The organism is Kitasatospora sp. Root107 (genome assembly GCF_001424875.1).
Classification (GTDB): domain Bacteria; phylum Actinomycetota; class Actinomycetes; order Streptomycetales; family Streptomycetaceae; genus Kitasatospora.
The window spans coordinates 208,527-234,522 of record NZ_LMCT01000067.1 but is presented as its reverse complement, the minus strand read 5'-3'; the positions used below and the strand labels follow the sequence as shown (position 1 = coordinate 234,522).

General features: G+C 72.5%; 22 protein-coding genes. 8 read left to right on the top strand and 14 right to left on the bottom strand.

Annotation, left to right across the window (positions count from 1 at the left end; translation table 11 throughout):
- Positions 1-8: 8 nt before the first annotated feature.
- Both ASC99_RS32275 and ASC99_RS32270 read right to left on the bottom strand, forming a co-directional pair.
- The gene (locus ASC99_RS32275) at positions 9-1,286 is read right to left on the bottom strand and encodes a deoxyguanosinetriphosphate triphosphohydrolase (RefSeq protein ID WP_057238760.1); all 1,278 of its coding nucleotides are present in this window, start codon (positions 1,284-1,286) and stop codon (positions 9-11) included.
- Between the two features lie 82 nt (positions 1,287-1,368).
- Positions 1,369-2,133 (bottom strand): sirohydrochlorin chelatase, encoded by a 765-nt coding sequence (locus tag ASC99_RS32270; protein ID WP_057238758.1) that lies wholly within the window; start codon positions 2,131-2,133, stop codon positions 1,369-1,371.
- 162 nt (positions 2,134-2,295) lie between these two features.
- Here ASC99_RS32270 and ASC99_RS32265 point away from each other — a divergent pair, with 162 nt between their 5' ends.
- Positions 2,296-4,377, top strand: a complete 2,082-nt coding sequence (locus ASC99_RS32265; RefSeq protein ID WP_057238756.1) for a molybdopterin oxidoreductase family protein — start codon at positions 2,296-2,298, stop codon at positions 4,375-4,377.
- Here ASC99_RS32265 and ASC99_RS32260 read toward each other — a convergent pair.
- Entirely contained in the window at positions 4,374-5,303 is a 930-nt protein-coding gene (locus ASC99_RS32260) for an NADP-dependent oxidoreductase (protein WP_057239175.1), read from the bottom strand. The two genes, ASC99_RS32265 and ASC99_RS32260, sit on opposite strands and share 4 nt — an antisense overlap.
- A 110-nt stretch (positions 5,304-5,413) precedes the next feature.
- Between ASC99_RS32260 and ASC99_RS32255 the strand changes: the two genes are divergently transcribed.
- The 3 genes from ASC99_RS32255 (at position 5,414) to ASC99_RS32245 (ending at position 8,633) form a co-directional block, all read left to right on the top strand.
- Positions 5,414-6,379, top strand: a complete 966-nt coding sequence (locus ASC99_RS32255; RefSeq protein WP_057238753.1) for a GlxA family transcriptional regulator — start codon at positions 5,414-5,416, stop codon at positions 6,377-6,379.
- 125 nt (positions 6,380-6,504) lie between these two features.
- Positions 6,505-7,659 (top strand): ParA family protein, encoded by a 1,155-nt coding sequence (locus ASC99_RS32250; RefSeq protein WP_057238751.1) that lies wholly within the window; start codon positions 6,505-6,507, stop codon positions 7,657-7,659.
- Positions 7,656-8,633: a ParB/RepB/Spo0J family partition protein gene (locus tag ASC99_RS32245; RefSeq protein ID WP_057238749.1), complete on the top strand. Its 978-nt coding sequence runs from the start codon at positions 7,656-7,658 to the stop codon at positions 8,631-8,633. The genes ASC99_RS32250 and ASC99_RS32245 overlap by 4 nt, the downstream gene beginning before the upstream one ends.
- A gap of 12 nt (positions 8,634-8,645) precedes the next feature.
- Here the strand turns inward: ASC99_RS32245 and ASC99_RS32240 are convergent, their stop codons facing one another.
- Complete coding sequence (locus ASC99_RS32240) at positions 8,646-9,866, bottom strand: ALF repeat-containing protein (protein WP_057238747.1); 1,221 nt, start codon at positions 9,864-9,866, stop codon at positions 8,646-8,648.
- A 289-nt stretch (positions 9,867-10,155) separates the two neighbouring features.
- On the opposite strand from ASC99_RS32240, the gene ASC99_RS32235 reads away from it, so the two are divergent.
- The 3 genes from ASC99_RS32235 to nirD are packed head-to-tail and all read left to right on the top strand — an operon-like array spanning position 10,156 to position 14,368.
- A complete protein-coding gene (locus ASC99_RS32235) occupies positions 10,156-11,427 on the top strand; it encodes an NAD(P)/FAD-dependent oxidoreductase (RefSeq protein ID WP_057239173.1) in 1,272 nt (423 codons plus the stop codon).
- Entirely contained in the window at positions 11,427-14,024 is a 2,598-nt protein-coding gene (nirB, locus tag ASC99_RS32230; protein WP_057238745.1) for a nitrite reductase large subunit NirB, read from the top strand. Before ASC99_RS32235 ends, nirB begins: the two co-directional genes overlap by 1 nt.
- Entirely contained in the window at positions 14,021-14,368 is a 348-nt protein-coding gene (nirD, locus tag ASC99_RS32225) for a nitrite reductase small subunit NirD (RefSeq protein WP_057238743.1), read from the top strand. Before nirB ends, nirD begins: the two co-directional genes overlap by 4 nt.
- Positions 14,369-14,430: 62 nt before the next feature.
- Here the strand turns inward: nirD and ASC99_RS32220 are convergent, their stop codons facing one another.
- Both ASC99_RS32220 and ASC99_RS32215 read right to left on the bottom strand, forming a co-directional pair.
- A complete protein-coding gene (locus ASC99_RS32220) occupies positions 14,431-15,285 on the bottom strand; it encodes an SGNH/GDSL hydrolase family protein (RefSeq protein ID WP_162257947.1) in 855 nt (284 codons plus the stop codon).
- An 11-nt stretch (positions 15,286-15,296) separates the two neighbouring features.
- Positions 15,297-16,241 carry a proteasome assembly chaperone family protein gene (locus tag ASC99_RS32215; protein ID WP_057238734.1) on the bottom strand — a complete coding sequence of 315 codons (945 nt, stop codon included), beginning with the start codon at positions 16,239-16,241 and terminating at the stop codon, positions 15,297-15,299.
- A gap of 645 nt (positions 16,242-16,886) precedes the next feature.
- Here ASC99_RS32215 and ASC99_RS32210 point away from each other — a divergent pair.
- Positions 16,887-17,606 (top strand): GNAT family N-acetyltransferase, encoded by a 720-nt coding sequence (locus tag ASC99_RS32210; RefSeq protein ID WP_057238732.1) that lies wholly within the window; start codon positions 16,887-16,889, stop codon positions 17,604-17,606.
- Here the strand turns inward: ASC99_RS32210 and ASC99_RS32205 are convergent.
- From ASC99_RS32205 to dusB, 8 genes are all read right to left on the bottom strand, one after another.
- Complete coding sequence (locus ASC99_RS32205) at positions 17,603-18,259, bottom strand: MOSC domain-containing protein (protein WP_200948483.1); 657 nt, start codon at positions 18,257-18,259, stop codon at positions 17,603-17,605. The two genes, ASC99_RS32210 and ASC99_RS32205, sit on opposite strands and share 4 nt — an antisense overlap.
- Before the next feature lie 43 nt (positions 18,260-18,302).
- Positions 18,303-19,211: an ADP-ribosylglycohydrolase family protein gene (locus ASC99_RS32200; RefSeq protein ID WP_057238730.1), complete on the bottom strand. Its 909-nt coding sequence runs from the start codon at positions 19,209-19,211 to the stop codon at positions 18,303-18,305.
- 27 nt (positions 19,212-19,238) lie between these two features.
- On the bottom strand, positions 19,239-20,072 hold the full coding sequence (locus ASC99_RS32195) for an alpha/beta fold hydrolase (RefSeq protein WP_057238728.1): 834 nt from the start codon (positions 20,070-20,072) through the stop codon (positions 19,239-19,241).
- A gap of 39 nt (positions 20,073-20,111) precedes the next feature.
- Positions 20,112-20,420: a transcriptional regulator gene (locus ASC99_RS32190; RefSeq protein WP_057238726.1), complete on the bottom strand. Its 309-nt coding sequence runs from the start codon at positions 20,418-20,420 to the stop codon at positions 20,112-20,114.
- Positions 20,417-20,878: a hypothetical protein gene (locus tag ASC99_RS32185; protein WP_057238724.1), complete on the bottom strand. Its 462-nt coding sequence runs from the start codon at positions 20,876-20,878 to the stop codon at positions 20,417-20,419. The genes ASC99_RS32190 and ASC99_RS32185 overlap by 4 nt, the downstream gene beginning before the upstream one ends.
- Positions 20,879-20,946: 68 nt before the next feature.
- A complete protein-coding gene (locus tag ASC99_RS32180) occupies positions 20,947-21,348 on the bottom strand; it encodes a ribonuclease domain-containing protein (RefSeq protein ID WP_057238722.1) in 402 nt (133 codons plus the stop codon).
- A gap of 187 nt (positions 21,349-21,535) precedes the next feature.
- Complete coding sequence (gene ppdK, locus ASC99_RS32175) at positions 21,536-24,244, bottom strand: pyruvate, phosphate dikinase (protein WP_057238721.1); 2,709 nt, start codon at positions 24,242-24,244, stop codon at positions 21,536-21,538.
- Positions 24,245-24,806: 562 nt separating this feature from the next.
- The gene (gene dusB / locus ASC99_RS32170) at positions 24,807-25,970 is read right to left on the bottom strand and encodes a tRNA dihydrouridine synthase DusB (protein WP_057238719.1); all 1,164 of its coding nucleotides are present in this window, start codon (positions 25,968-25,970) and stop codon (positions 24,807-24,809) included.
- Positions 25,971-25,996: the final 26 nt, after the last annotated feature.

The window sequence follows — 25,996 nt, the reverse complement described above, 5'->3', positions numbered from 1 at the left end:
TCGGAAGTCTACGGCCCCGGCCGGACAAGACGGCCGTGCAGGGCGAGCGCGGAGGCGTCGGTGAGGGTGGCGATCTGGTCGATCACCGCGCGCAGCGCGGCCCGGTCGTCCTCCGCCTCCTCGTACAGCGCGGCGAACACCGGGTCGAGCCCGTACGGCGCCGTGCGGGTCAGCGTCTCGGCCAGCTCGGCGATCACGATCCGCTGGCGGGAGCGGAGCTGGGCCTGCTCGTCGCGCTGCATCACGTAGCGGACCGCGACGGCCTTGAGCACCGCGCACTCGATCCGCACCTCGGCCGGCACGACCAGCTCGGCGGCGTACCGGGTGAGCGGGCCCGGGCCGTAGCGGGCCCGGGTGGCCTGCTCGGCGGACAGGCAGAACCGGCCGATCAGCTTGCTGGTGAGGTCCTTCAGCCCGGCCCGGGCGCGGGCCGAGCCGTCGTACGCCCGGGGCCACCACTCCTCGGCCTGCAGGCGGTCGAGCGCGGCGCCGAACTCCTCCGGCTCGGCCTCGGCGTACCGCTCGGCGATCTTGAACAGCTCGGTCCGCTCCTCGGCGGCGCGCAGCGCGGCCAGGTCGATGTGACCGGCCTGGATGCCGTCCTCGACGTCGTGGGTGGAGTACGCCACATCGTCGGACCAGTCCATCACGGTGGCCTCGAAGCACTTCCGGTCGGCGGGCGCACCGGTGCGCAGCCAGCGGAAGACCGGGAGGTCGTCGCCGTAGACCCCGTACTTGGTCGAGCCCGGGTCGGTCGGGTGTGAGCCGCGTGGCCACGGGTACTTGGTGGCGGAGTCGAGGGCGGCCCGGGTGAGGTTGAGGCCGACGCTGCGGCCCGGCCAGGGGGCCAGCCGGGCCGGCTCCTCGTCGAGCGGGGCGAAGCGCTTGGGCTCCAGGCGGGTCAGGATGCGGAGCGACTGGGCGTTGCCCTCGAAGCCGCCGCAGGACTCGGCGGCCTGGTCGAGCGCCTCCTCGCCGGTGTGGCCGAACGGCGGATGGCCGATGTCGTGCGCAAGGCAGCCGGTCTCCACCAGGTCGGGGTCGCAGCCGAGGGCGGCGCCCAACTCCCGGCCCACCTGGGCGCATTCGAGGGAGTGGGTGAGGCGGGTGCGGGGGAAGTCACTGCGCATCGGGGCGACCACCTGGGTGGTGCCGGCCAGTCGGCGGAGCGCGGCGGAGTGCAGCACGCGGGCGCGGTCACGCTGGAACGCCGTCCGGCCGGGCCGCTTGTCGGGCTCGGGCACCCAGCGGGCTTCGGCGGCGGGGTCGTACGTGGTGTCGTTCATATACGAGCACCGTACGCCGGGGTGGGGACATTCTGGAGGAGGTACGAGGTACAGGTCAGAGAACAGTGCCTGACCTTTGCTCTCAGTGTGACGCTACAAGGGTCGGCGTCGCAGTTCCCCGAGCCCCTGGTCCGTAAGTGGCTGACGAATAGCGGGACAGGATCAGGTCGACGATCAGCGGGTGAGCACCCAGGGGTGCCGCCGTGATCCACGGGCCTGCGGCGGCGGCGAGGCGGGCGAAGTCGCCCGGGGCGGTGAAGTAGGAGGCGACGGCGACCCTGCGGTGGCCCTCGGCGGTGAGCCGGGCGACCGCCTCGGCCACCGAGCGGCCGCCGGTGACGGCGCCGGTGCGGACCGGGACGCCGAGGCGGGCGGCGAGCAGGGCGGCCTGGGTCTCGGTGTCCACGGCGGCGTCCGGGTCGCGGGATCCTGCGGCGGCGAGCACCACGGCGTCGCCGTCGGGGCCCCAGCCCGCTTCGAGCAGGCGGCTGTGCAGGACCTCGGTGAGCAGCGGGTCGGGCCCGAGCGGCGGGGCGATCAGCCCGGCCACCTGGGGTGCGGCGACGAGCAGCGCGGGCAGGTCCACCTTGACGTGGTAGCCCCGGCTGAGCAGCAGCGGCACCAGGACGGCCGGGCCGCTCAGGCCGTCGAGGACGTCCGGGAGCAGGGGGGCGTTCAGGCCCAAGTGGGCGAGTCGTACGTCGAGTTCGGGGCGGGTGGCGCGGAGCTGGGCCAGCAGGCGGTGGATCTCGGCCGATGTCTCCGGATCCCGCGAGCCGTGCGCGACCAGGACCAGGGCCGGGCGGCGGCGGGCGTGCAGCACCCGTACGGTGGGGATCGTCGTCATGCGGATCAGCCTGCCCCCCGGCTGTTTCGGCCCCGTTGCCCGACCGTCAACGTTGATGAACCCGCCCTCACAGTCCCCGGGGCCGCCCGCGAGAGGGCCGTGAACAGCAGTTGTAACCGGGCAGCCACCGACCCGAAACAGCGCCGTAGCAGGCTGGCGCCCATGAGCGAGACTGCCACCACCGACACGCACTGCCCGTACTGCGCCCTGCAGTGCGGCATGGGCCTGCGCCGCACCGAGGGCGCGGTGCCGGTGGAGGTGGTGGAGCGACCCGGTTTCCCGGTCAACCTCGGCGCGCTGTGCGGCAAGGGGTCGAACGCCGCGGCGGTGCTTGCGCCCGGCGCCCGGCTGACCACGCCGCTGGTGCGGGTGGACGGCGAGCTGCGGCCGGCGGGCTGGGGTGAGGCACTGGACCGGATCGCCACCGAGCTGTCGGCCACCGCCGCCACCCACGGACGGGACGCCGTGGGTGTGTTCGGCGGTGGCGGACTGACCAACGAGAAGGCTTATCTGCTGGGCAAGTTCGCCCGGGTCGTGCTCGGCACCTCGACCATCGACTACAACGGCCGGTTCTGCATGTCCTCGGCGGCGGCCGGCGGGATCAGGGCCTTCGGCCTGGACCGGGGGCTGCCGTTCCCGGTGGCGGACATCCCGAAGGCGGGCTGCGTGATCCTGGTCGGCGGGAACCCGGCCGAGACGATGCCGCCGTTCGTCCGCTACCTGCGCGAACTCCAGGACAACGGCGGCACGTTGATCGTGGTCGACCCGCGCCGGACCAGGACCGCCGAGCTGGCCGACCTGCACCTGGCGCCGCGCCCCGGCACCGACCTGGCGCTGGCGCTGGGCCTGCTGCACCTGGTGGTCGCGGACGGCCGCACCGACGAGGCGTTCATCGCGGAGCGGACCACCGGCTGGCCGGAGACCCGGGCGGCGGCGATGGCGCACTGGCCCGAGCACGTGGAGGCGGTGACCGGCGTACCGCTGCCCCAACTGCGGGAAGCCGCCGAGATGTTCTGCGCTGCGGAGACCGCTATGGTGCTCACCGCGCGCGGGCCCGAGCAGCAGTCCAAGGGCACCGACACGGTGAGCGCCTGGATCAACCTCTGCCTGGCCACCGGCAACGCGGGCCGCCCGTACGCGGGGTACGGCTGCCTGACCGGCCAGGGCAACGGCCAGGGCGGCCGGGAGCACGGCCAGAAGGCCGACCAGCTGCCCGGCTACCGGAAGTTGGACGACCCGGCGGCCCGCGCACACGTCGCGGCGGTCTGGGGCGTGCACCCCGACAGCCTGCCGGGGCCAGGCCCGAGCGCGTACGAGCTGCTGGACTCGCTCGGCACCAAGGTCCGTTCGCTGCTGCTGATGGGCTCCAACCCGGTGGTCTCCGCGCCGCGTTCGACGCACATCACCGAGCGACTGCGCTCGCTGGACTTCCTGGCGGTCTGTGATGTGGTGCTCTCCGAGACCGCCGCGCTGGCGGACGTGGTGCTGCCGGTCACCCAGTGGGCCGAGGAGACCGGCACCCTGACCAACCTGGAGGGCCGGGTCATCCTGCGCCGCAAGGCAGTTGACGCACCGCCGGGCGTGCGCAGCGACCTGGAGGTGCTGCACGGTCTGGCCGGGCGACTGGGCCACGGCGAGGGTTTCGACACCGACGCCGAGAAGGTCTTCGAGGAGTTGCGGCGGGCCTCCAGTGGCGGCCCGGCCGACTACGCGGGCATCAGCTACCGGCGGATCGTCGAGCAGGACGGGGTGTTCTGGCCCTGCCCGGACGGCGACCACCCCGGCACCCCCCGCCTGTTCCTGGACCGGTTCGCCACCCCCGACGGCCGGGCCAGGTTCACCCCGGTCCAGCACCGCCCGGCGGCCGAGGAGCCGGACGCCGAGTACCCGGTGCGGCTGACCACCGGACGGGTGCTGGCCCAGTATCAGTCCGGCGCCCAGACCCGCCGGGTCGAGGCCCTGAACTCCGCCGCACCGGGCGCCTTCGTCGAGCTGCACCCGCAGCTCGCCGAGCGCCTCGGCGTGGCGGACGGGGACCGGGTCGCGGTGGTGAGCCGGCGCGGACGGACCGTCACCCCCGCCCGGCTGACCACCGCGATCCGCCCCGACACCGTCTTCATGCCGTTCCACTGGCCCGGCGAGGCCAACGCCAACGTGCACACCAACCCGGCCCTGGACCCGACCTCCCGGATGCCGGAGTTCAAGGTCTGCGCGGTCCGGCTGGAGGCCGTCGCCGCCGCTTAGACAGCGGTCAGCACGACCTTGCCCTGGGTACGTCCGCTGTCCAGCAACTCGTGGGCCTTCGAGGCAAGTTCGAGCGGCAGTACGGTGTCCAGCACCGGCCGGAGCTGCCCGGCCCCGACCAGCGCGGCCAGCTCCCGCAGACCGGCCTGGTCCGCCTCGACCGCCATGAAGCCGGCCCGCTTGCCGAGCGGCCGAGCCAGGTCGGCCAGGTACGCCTCGGCCGGGGAGGCGAGCGAGACCAGGAAGCCGCCCGTGCGGAGCAGCCGCAGCGAGCGCGGTCCGTACTCGCCGCCGATGGTGTCGATCACCACGTCCACCGGGTCGGTCGCGGTCTCGAAGTCGGCCGCCGTGTAGTCGATCAGCTCGTCCGCGCCGAGCCCGCGCAGGAACTCGTGCTTGGCCGCCCGGGCGGTGCCGATCACGTACGCGCCGCGCGCCTTGGCGATCTGCACCGCGAGGTGGCCGACCCCGCCCGCGGCGGCGTGGATCAGCACCCGCTGCCCGGGCTGCACGTCGGCGGTGTCCACCAGTGCCTGCCAGGCGGTCATCCCGGCCAGCGGAAGAGCGGCAGCTTCGGTGTGGTCGAGCCCGGCGGGCTTGCGCAGCAGGTGCCTGGCGGGTGAGGTGACGTACTCGGCGTACGTCCCGGCGGGCCGCGGGTGGCGCGGCATGCCGAACACCTCGTCACCCGGCGCCAGCGTGGTCACGCCGAGGCCGACCGCCTCGACCACCCCGGAGACGTCCCAGCCGAGCCGGATCACCTCGCCCCCGAGGCCGCCGCTCCCCCGGTGCCACGAGTCGGTCGGGTTCACCCCCGCAGCGTGCACCCGGACCAGTACCTCGGCGGGGGCCGGCTCCGGGCGCTCCACCTCGATGATCCTCAGTACCTCGGGGCCGCCGAAACCGTCCTGGCCGATCGCACGCATCGTCATCTCCCTGTTCTCCGGCGGCCGGTGCGACCGCCTGGGCACCAGACTTCCGCGTCGGGCCCGACCCAACGAGTGGCAAGGATGCCGATATGTGCAAGGATCTTGCCATGCATCGCGTCGTGGTCCTGGCCCTCGAAGGCGTCTACCCCTTCGAACTGAGCATCCCGGTACGAATCTTCGGCACCGCCGAGGCCCCCGACGGCAATCCGCTGTACGAGGTGGTCACCTGCAGCCTGGACGGCGGCCCGGTGACCACCTCCGCCGACTTCACCATCACCGTGCCGCACGGCGCCGAGGTGCTCCGGACCGCCGACACCGTGGTGATCCCACCGTTCGCCTGCGGCCCGGACGGCCTCCGGGACTGGCTGCCCGACGACCTGGCGGCGGCACTCGCCCTGCTGCCGCCGCAGGCCAGGATCGTCTCGATCTGCACCGCCTCGTACGTGCTCGCCGCCGCCGGACTGCTGGACGGCCGCCGGGCCACCACGCACTGGACCGAGGCCGAGCACTTCCAGCGCACCTTCCCGCAGATCGAGGTGGACGCCGACGTGCTGTTCGTCGACGACGGCCTGGTCCTGACGGCGGCGGGGGTCGGCGCCGGGGTCGACCTCTGCCTGCACCTGGTCCGGCGCGACCACGGCAGTGAGGTCGCCAACCGGGTGGCCCGGCTCTGTGTGGTGCCGCCGTGGCGCGAGGGCGGGCAGGCCCAGTACATCGAGCGGCCGCTGCCCGAAGCCGCCGCCGCGTCCACCGCCGCCACCCGGGTCTGGGCGCTGGAGCAGCTGCACCGACCGCTCCCGCTGGCCGAGTTGGCCGGGCACGCCCGGATGAGCGTACGTACCTTCTGCCGCCGGTTCGGCGAGGAGGTCGGCATGCCGCCAGGACAGTGGCTGACCCAGCGCCGGGTGGACCGGGCCCGCCGCCTGCTGGAGACCACCGACCTGCCGGTCGACCAGGTCGCCGCCGAGGCGGGCTTCGGCACCGCCGTCTCGCTCCGCCAGCACCTGACCGGCACCGTCGGCGTCTCACCCTCCGCCTACCGCACCGCGTTCCGCACCCGCACGGCCGTCTAGGCGTGTTGTCCGCGGACAACACGCCCTCGGCTGCACGGGCTGAACAGAACGGACAATCAGCTAAATTTCGTACATCTCGGTCGTGTCGCGAGTTCTGACGACACCTCAGGGGTTAACTCCCCCACATGACCGTGCAAAGTCCTTCCGACGACCGGGACAAGGTCGTCACCAGGCTCCCCCCGCAGCTCCGGCGCGAGCTGAAGCTCCGAGCCGCCATCGCCGGCGTCGCCATCCAGGACGCCGTCACCGAAGGCATCCTGGCGTGGCGTCAGGCCGGCGGGCCGCTCACCACCGTCGACACTGCACGCGGCGCCTCGTTCTCCACGTACGTCCCCTCCGGCCTGTACCGGAGCTTCCGGGCGGACTGCTCCGAGCGCGGCATCCAGTACACCCAGGGGCTGGCCCAGTCGATCCGGCTCTGGCTGGACAACCACCCCATCCCCCAGCGCCGACGGGCCTCCGCCGGCCCGCGCCGGATCGCCCTGGGAAACCAGAAGGGCGGCGTGGGCAAGACCGCGCTGGCCGCCGGCATCGCCGCCGCCCTCGCCGAGACGGGCTTCCGGGTCTGCCTCGTCGACTTCGACCCGCAGGGCCACCTGACCAGGCAGCTCGGCCACGCGCACGTCCCCATCAAGGGCTGCAGCCTCACCAAGGTGATGGTCGGGGAAGGCGAGCACGACCTGCGCACCATCCTGATCCGGATCGAGGGCCCGGGGCTCGGCGACCGGCTGCACCTCCTGCCGGCCTGCACCGACGGCTTCCTCCTCGACGCCAAGCTCGTCACCTCCCGCGAAGTGCGGGTCAAGGAGACCGCGCTCGAGAAGGCCCTCGCCGAGGTGGAGAAGGAGTTCGACTTCGTCATCGTCGACTGCCCGCCCAGCCTCGGCTACGCCATGGACACCGCCCTCTACTACGTCCGAACCCGCGAATCGGAGGACCGGGCCGACTCCGGGATCATCATCCCCGTCCAGGCGGAGGACTCCTCGGCCGACGCCTACGAGCTGCTCCGCGAGCAGATCGACTCCCTCTGCGACGACCTCGACATCGACATCGCCGACCTCGGCTTCATCGTCAACCTCTTCGACTCCCGCAAGGGCTTCGTCGTGAAGTCCGCCCTCGCGGGCTGGGAGTCGATCGGCACGCCGCCCGTCCTCGCCGTCGTCCCGGACCTCAAGGACCAGCGCGAGGCCGTCCGAATGAAGCTCCCGCTGCTCACCCACGCACCCGACAGTGAGCAGGCCGAACTCATGCGCACCATCGCCCGGAGGATCGCCCCGTGACCAGAGCAGCCGACCGCCTCGGCACCGGCGCCTTCGGCAGCATCGGCCCCCGCGCGGCACGCACGGCCCGCAGCGAGCGGGGCCAGGCCAAGGCCGTCACCGAGGGCCTCATCCCCGCCTACGAGCTGCGCCGCCTCGATCTGGCGAAGGTCGTACCCGCCGCCAAGAACCCCCGGCTCGACTTCGGCAGCCACGAGTCCCAGCTCGCCCTCGGGAACAGCCTCGCCCAGCGGCAGCTGACCGCCTGCGTGGCGGTCACCCGGGAGGCGTACCTCCGGCTCTGGCCGCACGTCGCCGCGCAGCTGGGCGACGCCGAGTTCGTCATCCTGAACGGCGAGCGCCGATACCGGGCCGCCCTGCTGGTGGGTCTGGCGCAGCTCGACTTCGTCGTCCGGGACGACCTCGCGACCACCCGCGCGGACTTCGTCGACAACCTGCTGCTGGAGAACGAGGACCGCGAGGACTTCAACGTCATCGAGCGGGCCCGGGGCGTCAAGCACCTGCTGGACGAGTGCGAGGGCAACGCCGCCGAGGTGGCCCGCCGCCGGGGCCGGGACCGCTCCTGGGTCGGCAACCAGATCGCGCTGCTCACCCTGCCCGACGAGATCCAGCTGATGCTGGTCAACGGGAAGATGGCCGAGCGGTACGCCCGTCGCCTGGCCCGGGCCGTCAAGGAGGACGGATCCCTGACGGCCCGTGAGCTGCTGGCCCTCGAAGCGCGGATCAAGGGCGGCGAGAAGGCCAAGCGCGAGCAGGACCGCGCCCTGCTCGGCCTCGCCAAGGGGCAGGTGTTGTCCGCGGACAACACCGCCGTCCCGCACCAGGGAAACGACCCCTCACCCAGCGGACCCTCGGCGGCCGAGCTGGTGGCAGCTCTCGGTGCCACCCCGGCCGAGCAGGCCGCGACGCTCCGCCAGGGGCTGGACGGCGAGGCCTTGGCCGCCCTGCTCGCGGCGCTCTGCGCCTCGGCCTGACGGCCCGCCTGATCAGGCCTGCGGGCGGCGGCGCGTGGCGACCAGCGCGCCGGCGCCCAGCAGGACGGCTGCGCCGCCGATGCCGGCGAGCTGCCCGAGCGGGGTGGTCGGGCCGGTGGCGGCCAGCGCACCGACCGTGGCCTGGCCGTCCGTGGTGGTGACCGTGGTCGAGGTGGTCGTCGTGCCGGTCGTGACGGAAGCGGGGACCACGGTGGTGACCGAGTTGTCCTGCGCGGCCTTGGCAGCAGCCTCGGCAGCCGCCTTCTCGGCGGCCTGGTCCTTGGCGCGGGCCGTGAACTGACCCTCCTTCAGGAAGGCCCGGACGTCCGCGATGCTGCTGTTGAGCGCGGCGTTGCCGGCCTTCCGGACCTCGGGCCCCCCGGCATCGGCGATCCGGGTGGCCAGGACCAGGTCGTCGGTCTCCCGCAGCGGCTCGAGCTCCGCCTTCAGGAAGTGCTCGACCTCTGCGGCGGTGCCGGCGAGCGCCTTCTGCGCGCCCTCGCGCACACCCCGTCCGCTGCTCGCGTCGTCCAGGATGCGCCGGACCTCGGCGCGGTTCTCGTCCTCGGCCCGGGCAACGTACTGACCGACCTTGAGAAACTCTCGGATACCCTCGATGCTGCCGAACATCACGGTGTCGGCGGCCTTCCGCACCGCCGGGCCACCGCGCTCCATGATCTGGCTGATCAGGACTCGGTCGTCGGACTCCGCGGCCGACTTCAGCCCCACCGTGAGGAAACGCTCCACGTCCGCGGCGGTGCCCGCCAGCGCCTTCTGCGCGCCCTCGCGCACACGCGGTCCGCTGCTCGGGTCGTCGAGGAGCCGCTGCACCTCGGCACGGTTCTCGTCCTCGGTGCGGGCCGTGTACTGACCGACGGTCAGGAAGGCGCGGAACGTCGCGATGTCGTCCGATTCGAACGCGACGACGGCCGCCTTGTACACGACCGGGCCGCCCACGCTCATGATCCGCGAGATCGCGACCCTCGCGTCGTCCCGGCGGATCCGGTCCACCTGCTCCGTGAGGAAGCGCGCCCGGTCCGCCGGGGTGCCGGCCAGGGCCGCCGCCGCATGCTCGCGGAGGTAGTCGCTCGGGGCGGTGACCAGGTAGTCGTTCGGGTAGACGAGCAGCCTCTCGATCGCTGCCCGGTTCTCCTCGTCCGCCTTCGCCTCGGCCGGGTCGGTCTGCTCCTGCCCCGCCGGAGTGGTGTCGGCGAACGCCGGGGTGGCGGCCATGACGACGGGTGCGGCGGCGGTGGCAAGGAAAACGGCAGCGGCAAGCGAACGACGAATCTTCAACGGTCCCCCGGGATCTGACGACGAATGAGCCCGCATCGCGACTTCACAGCGATCGGCCAAGTGATCGTACAGCGACGAAACCCGATGGCGAACACATTTTCGTCACGTCCCAATGGTTCGGCCACCGGGGGCTCACATCCCCCCGCCCCGCCGTTTGAGGTCGAAGTTCCGCCCGCGAAACAGCGCGGCCCCGGCCGGGTAACACCCCCGGATCATGCTCGTCGGCATGACAGCAACCGATTCCCGAGTGGTCGTGGTCGGCGGCGGGATGGCCGGCCACCGACTCGCCCAGCAGCTCGCGCTGCACGGCGGGCGCGAGGTGCTGCTGCTCGCCGAGGAGGAGCACCGCCCGTACAACAGGGTGCTGCTCGCCGAGGTGCTGGCCGGACGGTACGCACCGGAGATCGCCGAGCTGGCCGCGCTGCCGCCGACGGTCGAGCGGCGCCGGGTCCGGGTGGTGCGGATCGACCGCGAGCAGCGCCGGGTGCTGTGCGACGACGGCGCGGAGCTCGGGTACGGCGACCTGGTGCTGGCCACCGGGAGCAACCCGGTGCTGCCCCCGCTGCGCGGCCTGTACGACGACTCGCGGAGCGGCCCGGGGCGGCACGAACTCCCCGCCGGCGTCTTCGCCTTCCGCACCATGGCGGACTGCGCCGACATCGACGGCTACCTGCCCAAGGTGCGGCAGGCCGTGGTGGTCGGCGGCGGACTGCTCGGGGTGAGCGCCGCCCGGGCGCTGGCCGCGCGCGGCATCCCGGTGGTGCTGGCCCACCAGGGCGAGCACCTGTTGGAGCGTCACCTCGACCCGGAGGCGGCCGAGCTGCTCCGGACCCATCTGACCGAGCTGGGCGTCGAGGTGCACACCGAGTGCCGGGCCCGCTCGGTGCTCACCACCGACCGGGCCGTCACCGGGGTCGAACTGGCCGACGGCTTCCGGCTGGACGCCGACCTGCTGGTGATCGCGGTCGGCGTCCGCCCCCGGACCGGCCTGGCGCAGGCCGCCGGTCTCGCCGTCCGCCGGGGCGTACTGGTCGACGACCTGCTGCGCACCGACGACCCGCACATCCACGCACTCGGCGACTGCGCCGAGCACGACGGCACCGTCTACGGCCTGGCCGGGCCCGCCTTCGAGCAGGCCGACGTGCTGGCCCAGGTGCTCACCGGCCGTCCGGCCGTCTACCGGGGCAGCCGGCTGCTCACCCGGCTGACCCTGGCCGCCACCCCCGACCGGGGCCCGCTGGACATCGCCGCCTTCGGCGTCACCAGCCCCAGCCCCGAGGACCGGGTGGTCCGCCTCGCCGACGCCGGCCGGGGCAGCTACCGCAAGGTGATCGTCCGCCGGGACGAGACCGGCGACCGGCTGGTCGGCGGCGTCCTGCTCGGCGACCTCGACACCGTCGGGCAGCTCGCCCACACCTGGGAGGGCGACGAGGCCCTCTCCGCCCACCCGCTCCACCTGCTCACCACCCGGAGCACATCCCCCGGAGGGACTTCCTGATGACCACCACCACCAAGCCCACCGTCGTCCTGGTCGGCTACGGCATGGTCGGCCACCGCTTCCTGGAAGCCCTGGCCGACACCGGCACCGCCGACCGCTTCCGCGTCGTCGTGCTCGCCGAGGAGCCCCGCCCGGCGTACGACCGAGTCGCCCTGACCTCGTACTTCTCCGGCAAGACCCCGGAGGACCTGCTGCTCGGCGAGCCCGGCTTCCTGGACACCCACGGCTTCGAGCTGCACCTGAACTCGCCGGTCGCCGAGATCGACCGGGCCGGACGGACCGTCACCACCGCCGCCGGGCACACCGTGGCGTACGACACCCTGGTGCTGGCCACCGGCTCCTACCCGTTCGTGCCGCCGGTCGACGGCAAGGACGCGGACGGCTGCTTCGTCTACCGCACCATCGAGGACCTGCACGCCATCGAGGCGTACGCGGCGGGCCGCAAGGTCGGCGCGGTGGTCGGCGGCGGGCTGCTCGGCCTGGAGGCGGCCGGGGCGCTCAAGGGCCTCGGCCTGGAGACCCATGTGGTCGAGTTCGCCCCGCGCCTGATGCCCGTCCAGGTGGACGAGGGCGGCGGCGAGGCGCTGCGCCGCACCATCGAGGAGATGGGCGTCACGGTGCACACCGGGGTCGGCACCAACGCGATCGTGGTGACCGACGGCGCCGCCACCGGGATGACCTTCACCAACGGCCAGCGGATCGACACCGACCTGGTGGTCTTCTCGGCCGGCGTCCGCCCGCGCGACCAGCTGGCCCGGGACTGCGGCCTGACGGTCGGTGAGCGCGGCGGCATCGCCGTGGACGCGCTCTGCAAGACCTCCGATGACGCGGTCTACGCGATCGGCGAGTGCGCCCTGGCGGTGGACGGCCGGGTGTACGGCCTGGTCGCCCCCGGCTACGAGATGGCCACCACGGTGGCCCAGCAGCTCGCCGGGCAGGCCGCCAAGGAGTTCACCGGCGCCGACCTCTCCACCAAGCTCAAGCTGCTGGGGGTGGACGTGGCCAGCTTCGGCGACGCATTCGGCACCACCCCGGGCGCGCTCGACGTGGTCTACTCCGACTCCCGCTCCGGCATCTACAAGAAGCTCGTGGTCACGCCCGAGGGCGCCCTGCTCGGCGGCATCCTGATCGGCGACGCGGAGGCCTACTCCTCGCTCCGCCCGCTGACCGGCACCGGCACCCCGCTGCCCGTCCCGGCCGAGTCCCTGGTGCTCCCGGCCGGTCTCGGCGCGCCGGTCTCGCTCGGCAGCTCGGCGCTGCCCGACGACGCGGTGGTCTGCAACTGCCACAACGTCACCAAGGGCGCCGTCCGCGCGGCGGTGACGGACCACCAGTGCACCACCGTGCCCGAGGTGAAGAAGTGCACCAAGGCGGGCACCGGCTGCGGCTCCTGCATCAAGCTGCTCTCCACCATCGTCACCGACGAGCTGGAGGCCAGTGGCGTCGAGGTCGACAAGGGCCTCTGCCCCTGCTTCGCGCACACCCGTGCCGAGCTGTACGAGATCGTCCGGGTGAAGCGGATCGCGACGCACCGTCAGCTGCTGGCCGAGCACGGCCGCCTCAGCGGCGAGGGCTGCGAGGTCTGCAAGCCCACCGTCGGCTCGATCATCGCCTCGCTGGCCCCCGAGCTCCCTGCCTCCGGGCACATCCTGGACGGCGAGCAGGCCGCGCTCCAGGACACCAACGACCACTTCCTGGCCAACATCCAGAAGAACGGCTCCTACTCGGTCGTCCCGCGCATCCCGGGCGGCGAGATCACCCCCGAGAAGCTGATCGTGATCGGCGAGGTGGCCCGGGACTTCGGGCTCTACACCAAGATCACCGGCGGCCAGCGGATCGACCTGTTCGGCGCCGCCGTCGACCAGCTGCCGCTGATCTGGTCCCGGCTGGTGGCGGCCGGCTTCGAGTCGGGACACGCGTACGGAAAGTCCCTGCGCACCGTCAAGTCCTGTGTCGGGTCCACCTGGTGCCGGTACGGCGTGCAGGACTCGGTGGCGATGGCGATCCACCTGGAGCTGCGCTACCGGGGCCTGCGCTCGCCGCACAAGCTCAAGTCGGCGGTCTCCGGCTGCGCCCGTGAGTGCGCCGAGGCCCGGGGCAAGGACTTCGGCGTGATCGCCACCTCGAACGGCTGGAACCTCTACGTCGGCGGCAACGGCGGGGCCACCCCCCGGCACGCCGACCTGCTGGCCCAGGACCTCACCGACGAGGAGCTGATCCGGCTGATCGACCGCTTCCTGATGTTCTACATCCGCACCGCCGACCGGCTGGAGCGCACCTCCGCCTGGCTGGAGCGAATCGACGGCGGCCTGGAGCACGTCCGGCAGGTGGTGGTCGAGGACAGCCTCGGCATCGCCGACGACCTGGAGGCCCTGATGGCCCGTCACGTGGACGACTACCAGGACGAGTGGGCCGCCACCCTGGCCGACCAGGACCGGCTGCAGCGCTTCGTCTCCTTCGTCAACGCCCCCGGCGTGCCGGACCCGAGCATCCGGTTCACCCCCGAGCGCGACCAGGTCAAGCCCGACCTCGGCGTGCTGGCCACCGCCGAGGACCTGCTCGCCACCCTCTCCGCCGACCTCCTGGAGATCCGATGACCACCGTCACCGCCACCGCCCGGGTCGAACTGCAGACCCCCGAGGGCTGGGTCGCGGTCTGCGACCGCGACCGCCTGACCCCGGGCCGGGGAGTCGCCGTGCTGCTCCCGGACGGCAGCCAGGCCGCCGTCTTCACCGACCGGCAGGGCGGCCTCTACGCGGTCGCCAACCGGGACCCGTTCACCGGCGCGTACGTGCTCTCCCGGGGCCTGCTCGGCTCCACCCCCGAGGGCCGGGTGTACATCGCCTCCCCGCTGCTCAAGCAGCGTTTCGACCTCAGCACCGGCGAGTGCCTGGACGACCCGGCGGTCAGCATCGCCGTCCACTCCGCCCGGCTCGGCTGAACCACACCCCGGTGGCCGTGGACAACGCCCTGATCCACGGCCACCGGCTAGGCCGGCCGGCCTTACCTCACCGCCGCCAGTACCGCCGCCGCCATCCCGCGCTGGCCCGCCGCGTTCGGGTGCATCGGGGCCAGCCCGGCGGCCGGGAACGGTGGCTCGATCCACCGGGTGTCCGCCGCCGCGCACATGTCGTGCCCCGCCACCACGGTGTCCACGTACCGGGCACCGGCCGCCGCCGCCCGTCGCTTCAGCTCCGCGTTCAACTCCTCGGCCTTCCCGGCCAGGTAGCCGAGGTCGGCGGCCGCGATCTTGACCCCGAGCGCTTTGCTGCAGCTCGCCGGGTCGGCGGGGAACAGCGCCGGGTAGCCGACCACGAAGACCTTCGCCGCCGGGGCCCGCCGCTGCGTCTCGGCCAGCACCGCGCCGAGCTTCTCCCCCGCCGTGCCGATCCGCCGGGTCACCTGGTCCGTCCCGTCGGCCGACTCGAAGGTCTTCCGGCAGCCCGACCCGGTCAGCCCGGCCATCGCACAGCGGCTCAGCACGTCCAGGAAACCGACGTCGTTGCCGCCGATCCCGACCGTCACCAGCTTCGTCCCGGCCGACAGCGCGTCCAGCTGCGGCCGGTTGGCGCCGCCACCGGACAGCTTCTGAGCCCCCGTCAGGTCGGCCGTGGTGGCCGAGCTGCAGCTGACGTCCGTGAACTCGGCCGCCCCGAGCTGCTCGGCCACCAGCGCCGGGTAGTTGACCGCCGACCGACCGCACCCGGCCGGCTCACCGGTCTGCGGCGCGATCCCCAGGCCCGAGGTGTACGAATCCCCCAGCGCCACGTACGGGCCCCGGGGCGGCGGAGCCGGGGTGGCATCGGTCGTGGTCGCGGCGCAGCCGGTCAGCAGGGCCAGGCCCAGCAGACCGGTCAACGTCCTCCGCACTACTCCGCGCCGCGCTCGTGCTCGGCCAGGAACTCCTCGAACCGGCGCCCGAGTTCGTCCGCCGACGGCAGGTCGCTGCTCTCTGCGAGCAGGCTCTCCCGGTCCTCGGCCCCGGCCACCGCGTCGTACTGGCTCTCCATCCCCCGGATCGCCGAGCTCAGCTCGCCGTCACCCTGGGCCAGCTGCTCCTCGATGTCCGCGTACACCTCGCCGACCCGGTCGCGCAGCTCGGTGCCGGGCAGCACCAGGCCGCTGGCGGACTGCACCGCCTCCAGGATCAGCACGGCGGCGGCGGGGTACGGCGAGCGGGCCACGTAGTGCGGCACGTGCACCGCGAAACCCAGCACGTCGTGGCCGGACTCGGCGAGCCGGTACTCCAGCAGCGCCTGCGCACTGCCGGGCACCTGGGCCTGGTCGAACCACTTCGGGTAACCCGCGGCCAGGTCGAGCCGGGTGCCGTGCGGCGTGAGGCCGACCGGGCGGGTGTGCGGCACGCCCATCGGGATGCCGTGGAAGTCGACCGCGAGGCGCACCTCGAAGCGGTTCACCAACTCCTGTACGGCGGCCGCGAACAGCTCCCACTCGGTGTCCGGCTCCGGGCCGGTGATCAGCAGGAACGGGGTGCCGACCGCGTCCTCGACCAGCTGCAGCAGGATCTCCGGCGGGTCGTACGAAGTCCAGCGCTCGCGGTCGAAGGTCATCGCGGGGCGCCGGGCCCGGTAGTCCACCAGGCGGTCGTGGTCGAAGCGGGCGACCACCTGCGGGGAGCCCTGCTCCAGCAGATGGGTGACCACCTGACCGCCGGCCTCACCGGCGTCCATGAAGCCCTCGAAGTGGTACAGCAGCACCAGCCCTGCGGCGTCCGGACCGGCCTCGGCCTTCGCGGCGGCCAACGCGTCCACGCCCTGCTGCTCCAGCCGGTACAGCTCCTTGGCATCACGCACCGCGCACCCAACCCCGTCCGTCTAGTCGTTCGTCTCGTCGCTCAGTCCAGCGCGCCCCGGAGCGTCGGCATTCCCACTCTGCCGGGCCGCCGGTGTACGCGTGTGGCGAACGTCCGAGAATCATCGCATCCCCGCACGAAACCGCAGGTGAGGGCCCTACCGAGGAGCGCGGGGCAGCGGTGGCGGCGCGGGCCCCGAGGCCGCGCGCCACGGATGACGCGCCGTGAAGTGACGCACCGCCTTCGGACGGGTATCGTCCTCTCGCTGCCTCGCATCGCCGCGTCGTCGTCACGTCGTTCGTCACGCCGTCGTCACGTCCCGGCCCGGTGCGGTCAGCCACCCCCACATCGCACCTTGCCTTCACTTGGCCGCCTGTTTCTCTTCGCGCTCTCTTAGCTCTCTCGGCCATCTCGCGGACGCACACTGTCCCCTCGCTCATCCCTCGCCGGACCGGCCCCGTGGTTCCGTGTCCGTTCCGGCATCGCGCTGCCCGACTCCGGGCTGTCGCCGTCCCTCCGTACCGCCGGGCGTCTCCGGCGTACGCCGAGACCGGTGGCAGGCCCCCGGATCGGGGCGAACGTCCCCTGCCCGAGTGCCGCTCCACGGTTCCCGGGCTCCTACGACAGCCGAAGGACCGAAGGTTCCGTGCCCGTACCCGTCACCCTCATCGGCCGCACCGTGCGGCTGGAGCCTCTCGCCGAGCACCACGCCGAGGCACTCGCCGACGCCGGCGCCGAGGACCGTACGACCTACGCCTTCACGCCCGTCCCGCACGGCCTCGAAGCCGCCCGGGACTACATCGGGCGGGCGCTCGCCGACCAGGCCGTCGGACGGTCGCTGCCGTTCGCCACGGTGGCGGTGGCGGACAACCGGGTGGTGGGCTCCACCCGGTTCCTGGAACTCGACTACTGGCAGGGCCCGGTGGTCTGGCCGCCGACCCCCGGCGTGCCGTACGGCGACCCGCAGAGCGCGGTGCCGGACGCGGCCGAGATCGGCGCCACCTGGCTGTCCGCCCGGGCCCAGGGCACCGGGATCAACACCGAGGCCAAGCTGCTGATGCTCCGGTACGCCTTCGAGCAGTGGCGGGTGCGCCGGATCTCGCTCCGGGCCGACGCCCGCAACCTGCGCTCGCGGGCCGCGATCGAACGGCTCGGCGCCACCTCCGAGGGCGTCCGCCGGGCCCACTCGCGCGGCCTGGACGGGGTGGTCAGGTCGACCGCCTTCTACTCGATCCTGGACGAGGAGTGGCCCGCGGTCCGCGACATCGTCGAGCTGCGGATCGCGGCCGCCAACTCGCCGAGCGCACCGGACCGGGCCATCCCGCAGGAGTGCCGCCGGCACGGTGCGCCGCTGATCACCGCCTAGCTCTTCGGGGCGGTCCGCCGACGGGCCAGCTCCCGGGTCTGCTCCGGGAGTTCGGCCACGTCGATCAGCTTCGGCAGCAACTCGGGCTCGGTGGTCAGCGCCCGGAAGGTCTCGGCGATGGTCAGGTCGTGGGCAGGCCGGTATTCGACGGTGATCTGGTCCCCGGCCCGGACCACGCCGGGCTCCAGCACCCGCAGATAGGCCCCGGGCAGCGCCCGCTGGGTGAACCGCTTCACCCAGCGCTGCTCGGCCAGCCAGTCGGCGAAGGTCGAGCAGGGCACCCGGGGCACCGTCACCTCCAGCAGCACCTGCTCCCCGACCCGCCAGCGCTCCCCGATCAGCGCGTCGTCCACCGCGATCCCCCGGGTCGTCAGGTTCTCCCCGAAGCACCCGTCGGACAGCTCCCGCCCGAGCTCCTTCTCCCACTCGTCGAGCGCCTCCCTGGCGTAGGCGTACACCGCCTGTTCGTCACCGCCGTGGTTCACGCTGTCGAAGATCGCGTCCCCGACCAGCCCGGACCCGACCGTCCCGCCCGGAGCCCGCACCTCCACTGCCTGATCGGTCGGCCGCTTGTCGATTCCGGTGCTCCCGGTCTCCGGCTTGGCCGGGTTCGGGCGCGGGTGGGCAAGGTTCACGGAGCGCAGATGTCCCATGCTCCGCAGCGTACGGCGGCCCTCGGCCCACCCGCAGCCCGATTTACCGCACTCCGGCCGTACCGGCCGCTCCGGGTGCGGCGGTGGCCCAGGCGGGCAGCGGTTCGGTGGCGGCCAGCCAGGCGGCGGGGATGCCGGCGCTGCCGGTGTGCGCGGCCACGATGCCGCCGACGATGGCGGCCGTGGTGTCCACGTCGCCGCCGGCCGAGACGGTCTCCCAGAGGGCCGCCTCGAAGTCGGCCAGGTTCCGGGCCGCTGCCCAGAGCGCGAACGGCACGGTGTCGGCGGCGCTGGTCCGGCTGCCGTTGCCGAGCACGTACGCGGCGGTGCGGTGGTCGGGCTCCCCCAGCAGCGCGATCGCCTCACCGATCCCGGCGTGCACCGCCCCGGGAGGGGTCAGCGCCCTCACATCCGTCAGAAACCGTGCGGGGGTGGTCGGTTCGGTCCTGGCCCGAACCGCGTACGCGGCGGCCACCGCGACGGCGACCGCCCCGGCCACGCCCTGCGGATGGGTGTGGGTGATCACGGCGCTGACCGTGGCGGGCCCGACCACGGCGGCCGGGTCGGCGGCGAAGGCCGCACCGAGCGGGGCGACCCGCATCGCGGCGCCGTTGCCGAACGAGCCCTGCCCGTCGAACAGTCCGGCGGCCAGCGCCCGGGCGTCACCGCCCTCCCGGATCAGCCGGAGCAGCCGGTTGGCCGCCGGGCCGTAGCCCCGGTCGAAGTCGTGCCGCCGGGCGAAGGAGTACGTGAGCTCGGAGCTGTCCAGCGCCCCGCGCTCGGTCCAGCAGGCGTAGACCGAGCAGGCCATCTCGGTGTCGTCGGTCCACGGCCACGGCGCGGGCGGGAGCTGACGGTTGATCAGGTATGGGCGGTTGGCGGGGACGAAGAACTGGGCGCCGAAGGCGTCGCCGACAGAGAGGCCCTGGAGGGCCTGGTAGGAGGGAGTCATTGCCCCCGATCCTGCCAGGCCACGGGCTCAACGGTCGAGGAATTCCCGGACGGCGCCGACGAAGCCGGCCGACTCGCCGACCCACGGGAAGTGGCCGATCGCGGGCAGTACCGAGGACTCGCCGGCCGGGAAGGCGGCCGCGATCCGCGCCGCGAAGGCCGGGTTCGGGCTGCCGTCGTATGCGCCCGCCAGCACCAGGACCGGCGCGGTCAGGGCGGCCAGCGCGGCCCGGGTGGCCTCGGGGTCGAAGGCGCCCTCCGCGTAGTAGCGGCCGCCGAGTTCGGGGTGTGCCTGGGTGGCGCGCCGGGCGACGTGGTCCTGTTCGGCGGCGCCCCAGCGGCCGTAGATCAGCGGGGCGAACGCCTCGAAGTCGAACACCCCTTGCCTGGTGGCCGCCAGCGCCGCCAGCGCGGCGGGGTGCCACGGCTCACCGGCCGTCAGCTCGGCGGCCTCGGCCCGGTCGTCCGGCCCCTCCGCGAGCCCGAGTGCGCCCGCCGCCGGGGTGACCAGCAGCAGCCGGCCCACCCGGGCCGGGTAGCGGGCGGCGTACAGCACGGCGAGGTCGGCCCCGGCGGAGTGGGCGAGCAGGTCGAAGGTGTCCAGGCCGAGCTCCTTGCGGAGCGCCTCCACGTCGTCGACCTGGCGGTCGCAGCGGTAGCCCGCCGGGTCGGCGGAGGGCTCGGAGTCCCCGGTGCCGCGCAGGTCGAGGCGGATCAGGCTGCGGTGGACGTCGAGCCCGCCGAGGTCGCCGAAGTACGCGGAGTCGCGCATCGGGCCACCGGGCAGGCAGACCAGTGGGGCGCCCTGGCCCGAGTGGTGGCAGGTGAGCGACGTACCGTCGGGGGCGGAGAAGGTAGACATGCGCAGATCATCGCCGCCCCCGATCGCTGGAACAACCGACTAACCGTCGGCCCCCGCTGCCTCGGCGGCGGCACTGGCCAGCTGCTGAAGTGCCGTCAGGTGACCGGCCAGCGCCGCCCGTCCGGCCCGGCTGGCGGCCAGCCAGGTGCGCGGGCGCTTGCCCACGTACCCCTTCTTGGCCTTGACGTAGCCGAGCTCCTCCAGGGTCGCGGCGGTCTTGCTCAGCACCGAGTCGGAGACCTGGCAGTAGTCCCGCACCGCGCCGAACTCGGCCTCCTGACACCCGCTCAGGAAGGCCAGCACCGTCAGCCGGGTGGGGTGGTGCAGGTTCGGGTCAAGACCGGTCACCGGGTCTGCTCCAGCTCGCGGCGGATCTGCCGGTTGACCTGGAGCATGGCCAGCCAGAACGCCCCACCGGCGGTGGCGCCCGCCACCAGGCCGACCGGCAGCATCGGCAGTCCGCCCCACCAGCCCAGGCCACCGACGGCCAGATAGGCCGCAGCGATCACCAGCACGGTGACCACCGCAAGCTTGGCGACACCCGGCCTCGGCCGCTGGGCCACCCCGCTGGACCGGGCGGCGATCGCGGCCAGCATCCCGATCAGGGGGGCCGCCATCGCGCAGCCGACGATGCGCAGCCACTCCACCTCGAACTGGATCGCGGCCCCGACGAGCACCCCCTGCACCAGGAAGACGGCGCCGATCCCCGGCCCGTACCAGCCGGGCAGCGGTATCGGCCGCTCGGCGGCGGCGGTGGCCCGACCAGCCAGTGCAAGTGCTTCGGCGGGCGTGAGCGGCTTGTCCATGGAAATCCCCCTCGGATCAGCAAGTTGTTCCATGGTGACATCTACTTTCCTGATTGGAAAGTAGTTTCTCAGCAGCGCGCGTCGATCTCCTCGAAGGTGTCGTAGTGGTCCGCCGTCCAGTACTGCTCCCCCGCCGACCCGGTGACCACCCGTCGGGCGCCCCGGGTCGGCGAGCCCGGGGTGACCACGGTGTACTCGTGGTAGTAGTCGCCCTTCATCCGGGGCAGCCGCCCCTCCCGGTTCTCGAAGACGATCCCGTCCGAGCGGTAGGGGTACGGGCCGCCCTTGGCGACCAGCGCGAGGGTGTCCCTGGCCTGGACCGGCAGCTTGGTCCGGCAGACGTCGGCGTACGCGGCACTGGTCGGCACCCACCCGGCACTCGCGGGGGCATCGGCCTGCTGACCACCGCCGCAGCCGAACAGCCCGAGGGCCGGCAACAGGACGGCGAGGAGACGGAGACGGCGGTTCATCCGCCCAGCTTGCCGCCCCGCCCGGCCGGGCAGACGACAAAACGCCGCCGGGGCGGGTACGGACGCCATTGTCCGTACCCACCCCGACGGCTTACTACGTACGGCGGCTCTCCTGCGCCGAGCTCCGCCGTACGCCCCTCCCCGTTGGAGGGGGTGCGGTCAGCGATGGGACCGCGCTGATCAGGGATCAGCGCGAGTCGCTGCCCGCCGTCTTGAGGGCGGCGCGGCCTGCCTCCAGGCGCGCCACCGGAATCCGGAAGGGGGAGCAGGACACGTAGTCCAGGCCCACCTCGTGGAAGAAGTGCACCGACTCCGGGTCGCCGCCGTGCTCGCCGCAGACGCCGAGCTTGAGGTCGGGGCGGGTGGCCCGGCCGGCCTCGACGGCGTGCTTGACCAGCGCGCCGACGCCGTCCCGGTCGATGGTCTCGAACGGGCTGACCCCGAAGATGCCCTTCTCCAGGTAGGCCGTGAAGAAGGAGGCCTCCACGTCGTCCCGGGAGAAGCCCCAGACGGTCTGGGTCAGGTCGTTGGTGCCGAACGAGAAGAACTCGGCGGCCTCGGCGATCTGACCGGCGGTCAGCGCGGCGCGGGGCAGCTCGATCATCGTGCCCAGCTTGATGTCCAGCGACACCCCGGTGGAGGAGGCCACCTCGGCGAGTACTCGCTCGCACTCGTCCCGGACCAGCTCCAGCTCCTGCACAGTGCCGACCAGCGGGATCATCACCTCGGGACGCGGGTCGCCGCCGGCCAGCTTGCGCTCGGCGGCCGCCTCCGCGATCGCCCGGACCTGCATCCCGAACAGACCGGGGATGACCAGGCCGAGCCGGACGCCGCGCAGACCCAGCATCGGGTTCTGCTCGTGCAGCTTGTGCACCGCCTGGAGCAGCCGCAGGTCGTTCTCGTTCGGGTCCTTGCGGGCCTCGGCGAGGGCGACCCGGACCGACAGCTCGGTGATGTCCGGGAGGAACTCGTGCAGCGGCGGGTCCAGCAGACGCACCGTCACCGGGAGGCCGTCCATCGACTGGAACAGCTCCAGGAAGTCACCCTTCTGCAGCGGCATCAGGGTGGAGAGCGCGAGCTCCCGGTCCTTGTCGTTGTCCGCCAGGATCAGGTGCTCGACCTCCTTGCGGCGCTCCTCACCGAGGAACATGTGCTCGGTGCGGCACAGGCCGATGCCCTGCGCGCCGTACCGGCGGGCGCGGTTGGCGTCCTCGGCGTTGTCGGCGTTGGCGCGGACCGCGAGCCGGCGGCGGACGTCGGCGTGCGCCATCAGCCGGTGCACGGCCTGCACCAGCCCGCCCTGGACGTCGGCGCCCGCGTGCAGGGTGCCCTCGAAGTACTCCACCACCGGGGACGGCAGCACCGGTACCTCACCGAGGTAGACCCGGCCGTTCGCCCCGTCGATCGAGACGACGTCGCCCTCCTCGATCACCTGGCCGTCGGAGGTGGTCATCCGGCGGCGCTTGGTGTCGACCTCGAGCTCCTCGGCACCGCAGACACAGGTCTTGCCCATGCCACGGGCCACCACGGCCGCGTGCGAGGTCTTGCCGCCGCGCGAGGTGAGGATGCCCTCGGCCGCGATCATGCCCTCGAGGTCGTCCGGGTTGGTCTCCCGGCGGACCAGGATCACCTTCTCGCCGGAGCGGGACCACTTGACGGCGGTGTAGGAGTCGAAGACCACCTTGCCGACCGCCGCGCCGGGCGAGGCGGCGATGCCCCAGCCGACCTGCTTGGACTCCGCGTTCGGGGCGAACCGCGGGAACATCAGCTGGGAGAGCTGACCACCCGTCACCCGGTGCAGCGCCTCGTCCAGGTCGATCAGGCCCTGGTCGACCAGCTGGACGGCGATCCGGAACGCGGCGGCGGCGGTGCGCTTGCCGATCCGGGTCTGCAGCATCCAGAGCTTGCCGCGCTCGATGGTGAACTCGATGTCGCACAGGTCGCGGTAGTGCAGCTCGAGCTTCTGCATGATCGCCATCAGCTCGTCGTACGACTTCTTGTCGAGCTGCTCCAGGTCGGCCAGCTGGAGGGTGTTGCGGATACCCGCCACCACGTCCTCGCCCTGAGCGTTGGAGAGGTAGTCGCCGTAGACGCCGACCGCGCCGGTGGAGGGGTCACGGGTGAACGCGACACCGGTGCCGGAGTCCTCGCCGAGGTTGCCGAAGACCATCGAGCAGACGTTGACCGCCGTGCCCAGGTCGTTCGGGATGCGCTCCTGGCGGCGGTAGAGCCGGGCCCGGTCGCCGTTCCAGGAGTGGAAGACGGCGTGGATCGCCAGGTCCATCTGCTCGCGCGGCTCCTGCGGGAACGCGCGGCCGGTCTCCCGGAGCACGATGCCCTTGAAGGTCTCCACCAGCGCCTTGAGGTCCTCGGCCGTCAGGTCGAGGTCGTTCTCGGTGCCCTTGGCCTGCTTGGCCTCGTCCAGCGCCTCCTCGAACAGCTCACCGTCGACGCCGAGCACGGTCTTGCCGAACATCTGGACCAGCCGGCGGTACGAGTCCCAGGCGAACCGCTCGTTGCCGGACTGCGCTACCAGGCCGAGCACCGAGGTGTCGGAGAGGCCGATGTTCAGGACGGTGTCCATCATGCCGGGCATGGAGAACTTGGCCCCGGAGCGGACCGAGACCAGCAGCGGGTCGTCGCCCTGGCCGAGCTGCTTGCCCATCTCGGCTTCGAGGGACTCCAGGTGGCTGCTGATCTCCCGGTGCAGCGATGAGGGCTCGCTGCCGGTCTCCAGGAAGACCTTGCAGGCCTCGGTGGTGATGGTGAACCCCGGAGGGACCGGGAGACCGAGGTTGGTCATCTCGGCGAGGTTGGCACCCTTGCCACCAAGAAGGTCCTTGAGGTCCTTGTTTCCTTCGGTGAAGGAGTAAACAAACTTCTGCTCGGACGGCACGGGTCGTCTCCTCGCACACGGTTGCCCTGACGCCGGAGAACATACCCATTTCGAAGGCGCTGCCGCGCCCCCAACAGGCCCTACATGCCTAGGGGTGGCGGCCGACCCGACAGATCTAATGCCCGTCCAGGCGTTCACCTCTGTTGTTGAAATCGTCCGGCTGACGCTAGCAATGCTTCAAGTATTGAACACAACGAAACGCGAAGATCACACGAACCGGACGGAGAGTAGCGGCAGATCGACTGCCGTGTTGCCCCGGCTTGATTTCCTGCAGCCAGTCCGGCGGTTCGGCGCTCGGGCCCTTCGGGAAGCGTTCCAGCCCTCCGAAGCCCGTCCGGCCCACCTGATCGGCCGCCAGGGCCACGGTATGTGGCCAGCGTCACGGGCGCATCTCAGCCGTCGGGCGTACGCCGAACGGACGGTCGGTCACCTTGTGTCTAGCTTCGAGTGCTACTAGTCACCAAAATCTGCCACAAAGGAGCCCTCTTGGCCAGGTTGTCCAAGAGGGCTCGGCCAGGGCGGCCTGTGCGCCTTCGCGGCCCATTTGGCCACTCCGTAGCGATCAGCCGCCTGACGTGTCCGATTCGGCGTCAAGGCTGGGCCGGGCGCAGTCGTACGGATCGTCCAACCAGCCCTCGGGGAGTACCACCCGGTTGTTGCCGCTGGTCCGGCCGCGCGGACCGTCGGCGCTCTCCGGCCAGAGCTGGGTCTGCTCGACCTGGGCCAGCGTCTCGGTGAGTTCGGCCAGTGAACTCGACATCGCCAGCTTCACCCGGAGCTCGGAGCCGACCGAGAAGCCCTTGGTGTACCAGGCGACGTGCTTGCGGAAGTCGACCACGCCGCGCGTCTCGTCCCCGATCCACTCCCCCAGCAGCTCGGCATGGCGCACCATCGCGCGGGCCACGTCGGCGAAGGCCGGCCGGGCGTAGTCCACCTCGCCCTCGAAGATCTGCACCAGGTCCTTGAACAGCCACGGCCGCCCCAGGCAGCCACGTCCGACCACCACACCGTCGCAGCCGGTCTCGCGCATCATCCGGATCGCGTCCTCGGCCGCCCAGATGTCCCCGTTGCCGAGCACCGGCACATGCGCCGGGACGGACTCGCGCAGCCGGGCGATCGCCGACCAGTCGGCGGTGCCGCCGTAGTGCTGGGCGGCCGTGCGGCCGTGCAGCGCGATCGCCGACACCCCTTCCTCTGCGCCGATCCGGCCGGCGTCCAGGTAGGTGAGGTGCTCGTCGTTGATGCCCTTGCGCATCTTCATGGTGACCGGCAGGTCCCCCGCGTTGGCCACCGCCTCGCGGAGGATCTCCCGCAGCAGGTTCCGCTTGTACGGCAGCGCCGAGCCGCCGCCCTTCCGGGTCACCTTGGGGACGGGGCAGCCGAAGTTCAGGTCGATGTGGTCGGCCAGGCCCTCGTCCGAGATCATCCGGGCCGCCTTCCCGACGGTGCCCGGGTCGATCCCGTACAGCTGGATCGACCGCGGCTTCTCGCTCGGGTCGAAGTGGATCAGCTGCATGGTCTTGGCGTTCCGCTCGACCAGCGCCCGGGTGGTGATCATCTCGCTCACGTACAGGCCCTTGCCGCCGCTCTGCTCCCGGCACAGGGTGCGGAACGGGGCGTTGGTGATCCCGGCCATCGGCGCCAGCACGACCGGCGGCCAGACCTCCATCGGCCCGATGTTCAACGGCTTGAACTCGGACGTCGGTGCAACGGGAGTGGTCGTCATGGCGCGGCAGGTCCTCGGGCGTCGAC

What these genes read in the sequence shown, in the direction of transcription:
- ASC99_RS32235 (WP_057239173.1), top strand. Translation starts at nt 10,156, where the DNA reads ATGACAGCAACCGATTCCCGAGTGGTCGTGGTCGGCGGCGGGATGGCC.
- ASC99_RS32185 (WP_057238724.1), bottom strand. Translation starts at nt 20,878, where the DNA reads ATGGACAAGCCGCTCACGCCCGCCGAAGCACTTGCACTGGCTGGTCGG.
- nirB (WP_057238745.1), top strand. Translation starts at nt 11,427, where the DNA reads ATGACCACCACCACCAAGCCCACCGTCGTCCTGGTCGGCTACGGCATG.
- ASC99_RS32180 (WP_057238722.1), bottom strand. Translation starts at nt 21,348, where the DNA reads ATGAACCGCCGTCTCCGTCTCCTCGCCGTCCTGTTGCCGGCCCTCGGG.
- ASC99_RS32240 (WP_057238747.1), bottom strand. Translation starts at nt 9,866, where the DNA reads ATGGCCGCCACCCCGGCGTTCGCCGACACCACTCCGGCGGGGCAGGAG.
- dusB (WP_057238719.1), bottom strand. Translation starts at nt 25,970, where the DNA reads ATGACGACCACTCCCGTTGCACCGACGTCCGAGTTCAAGCCGTTGAAC.
- ASC99_RS32270 (WP_057238758.1), bottom strand. Translation starts at nt 2,133, where the DNA reads ATGACGACGATCCCCACCGTACGGGTGCTGCACGCCCGCCGCCGCCCG.
- ASC99_RS32260 (WP_057239175.1), bottom strand. Translation starts at nt 5,303, where the DNA reads ATGCGTGCGATCGGCCAGGACGGTTTCGGCGGCCCCGAGGTACTGAGG.
- ASC99_RS32250 (WP_057238751.1), top strand. Translation starts at nt 6,505, where the DNA reads ATGACCGTGCAAAGTCCTTCCGACGACCGGGACAAGGTCGTCACCAGG.
- ASC99_RS32200 (WP_057238730.1), bottom strand. Translation starts at nt 19,211, where the DNA reads ATGACTCCCTCCTACCAGGCCCTCCAGGGCCTCTCTGTCGGCGACGCC.
- ASC99_RS32255 (WP_057238753.1), top strand. Translation starts at nt 5,414, where the DNA reads ATGCATCGCGTCGTGGTCCTGGCCCTCGAAGGCGTCTACCCCTTCGAA.
- ASC99_RS32205 (WP_200948483.1), bottom strand. Translation starts at nt 18,259, where the DNA reads ATGGGACATCTGCGCTCCGTGAACCTTGCCCACCCGCGCCCGAACCCG.
- ASC99_RS32265 (WP_057238756.1), top strand. Translation starts at nt 2,296, where the DNA reads ATGAGCGAGACTGCCACCACCGACACGCACTGCCCGTACTGCGCCCTG.
- ASC99_RS32275 (WP_057238760.1), bottom strand. Translation starts at nt 1,286, where the DNA reads ATGAACGACACCACGTACGACCCCGCCGCCGAAGCCCGCTGGGTGCCC.
- ASC99_RS32195 (WP_057238728.1), bottom strand. Translation starts at nt 20,072, where the DNA reads ATGTCTACCTTCTCCGCCCCCGACGGTACGTCGCTCACCTGCCACCAC.
- nirD (WP_057238743.1), top strand. Translation starts at nt 14,021, where the DNA reads ATGACCACCGTCACCGCCACCGCCCGGGTCGAACTGCAGACCCCCGAG.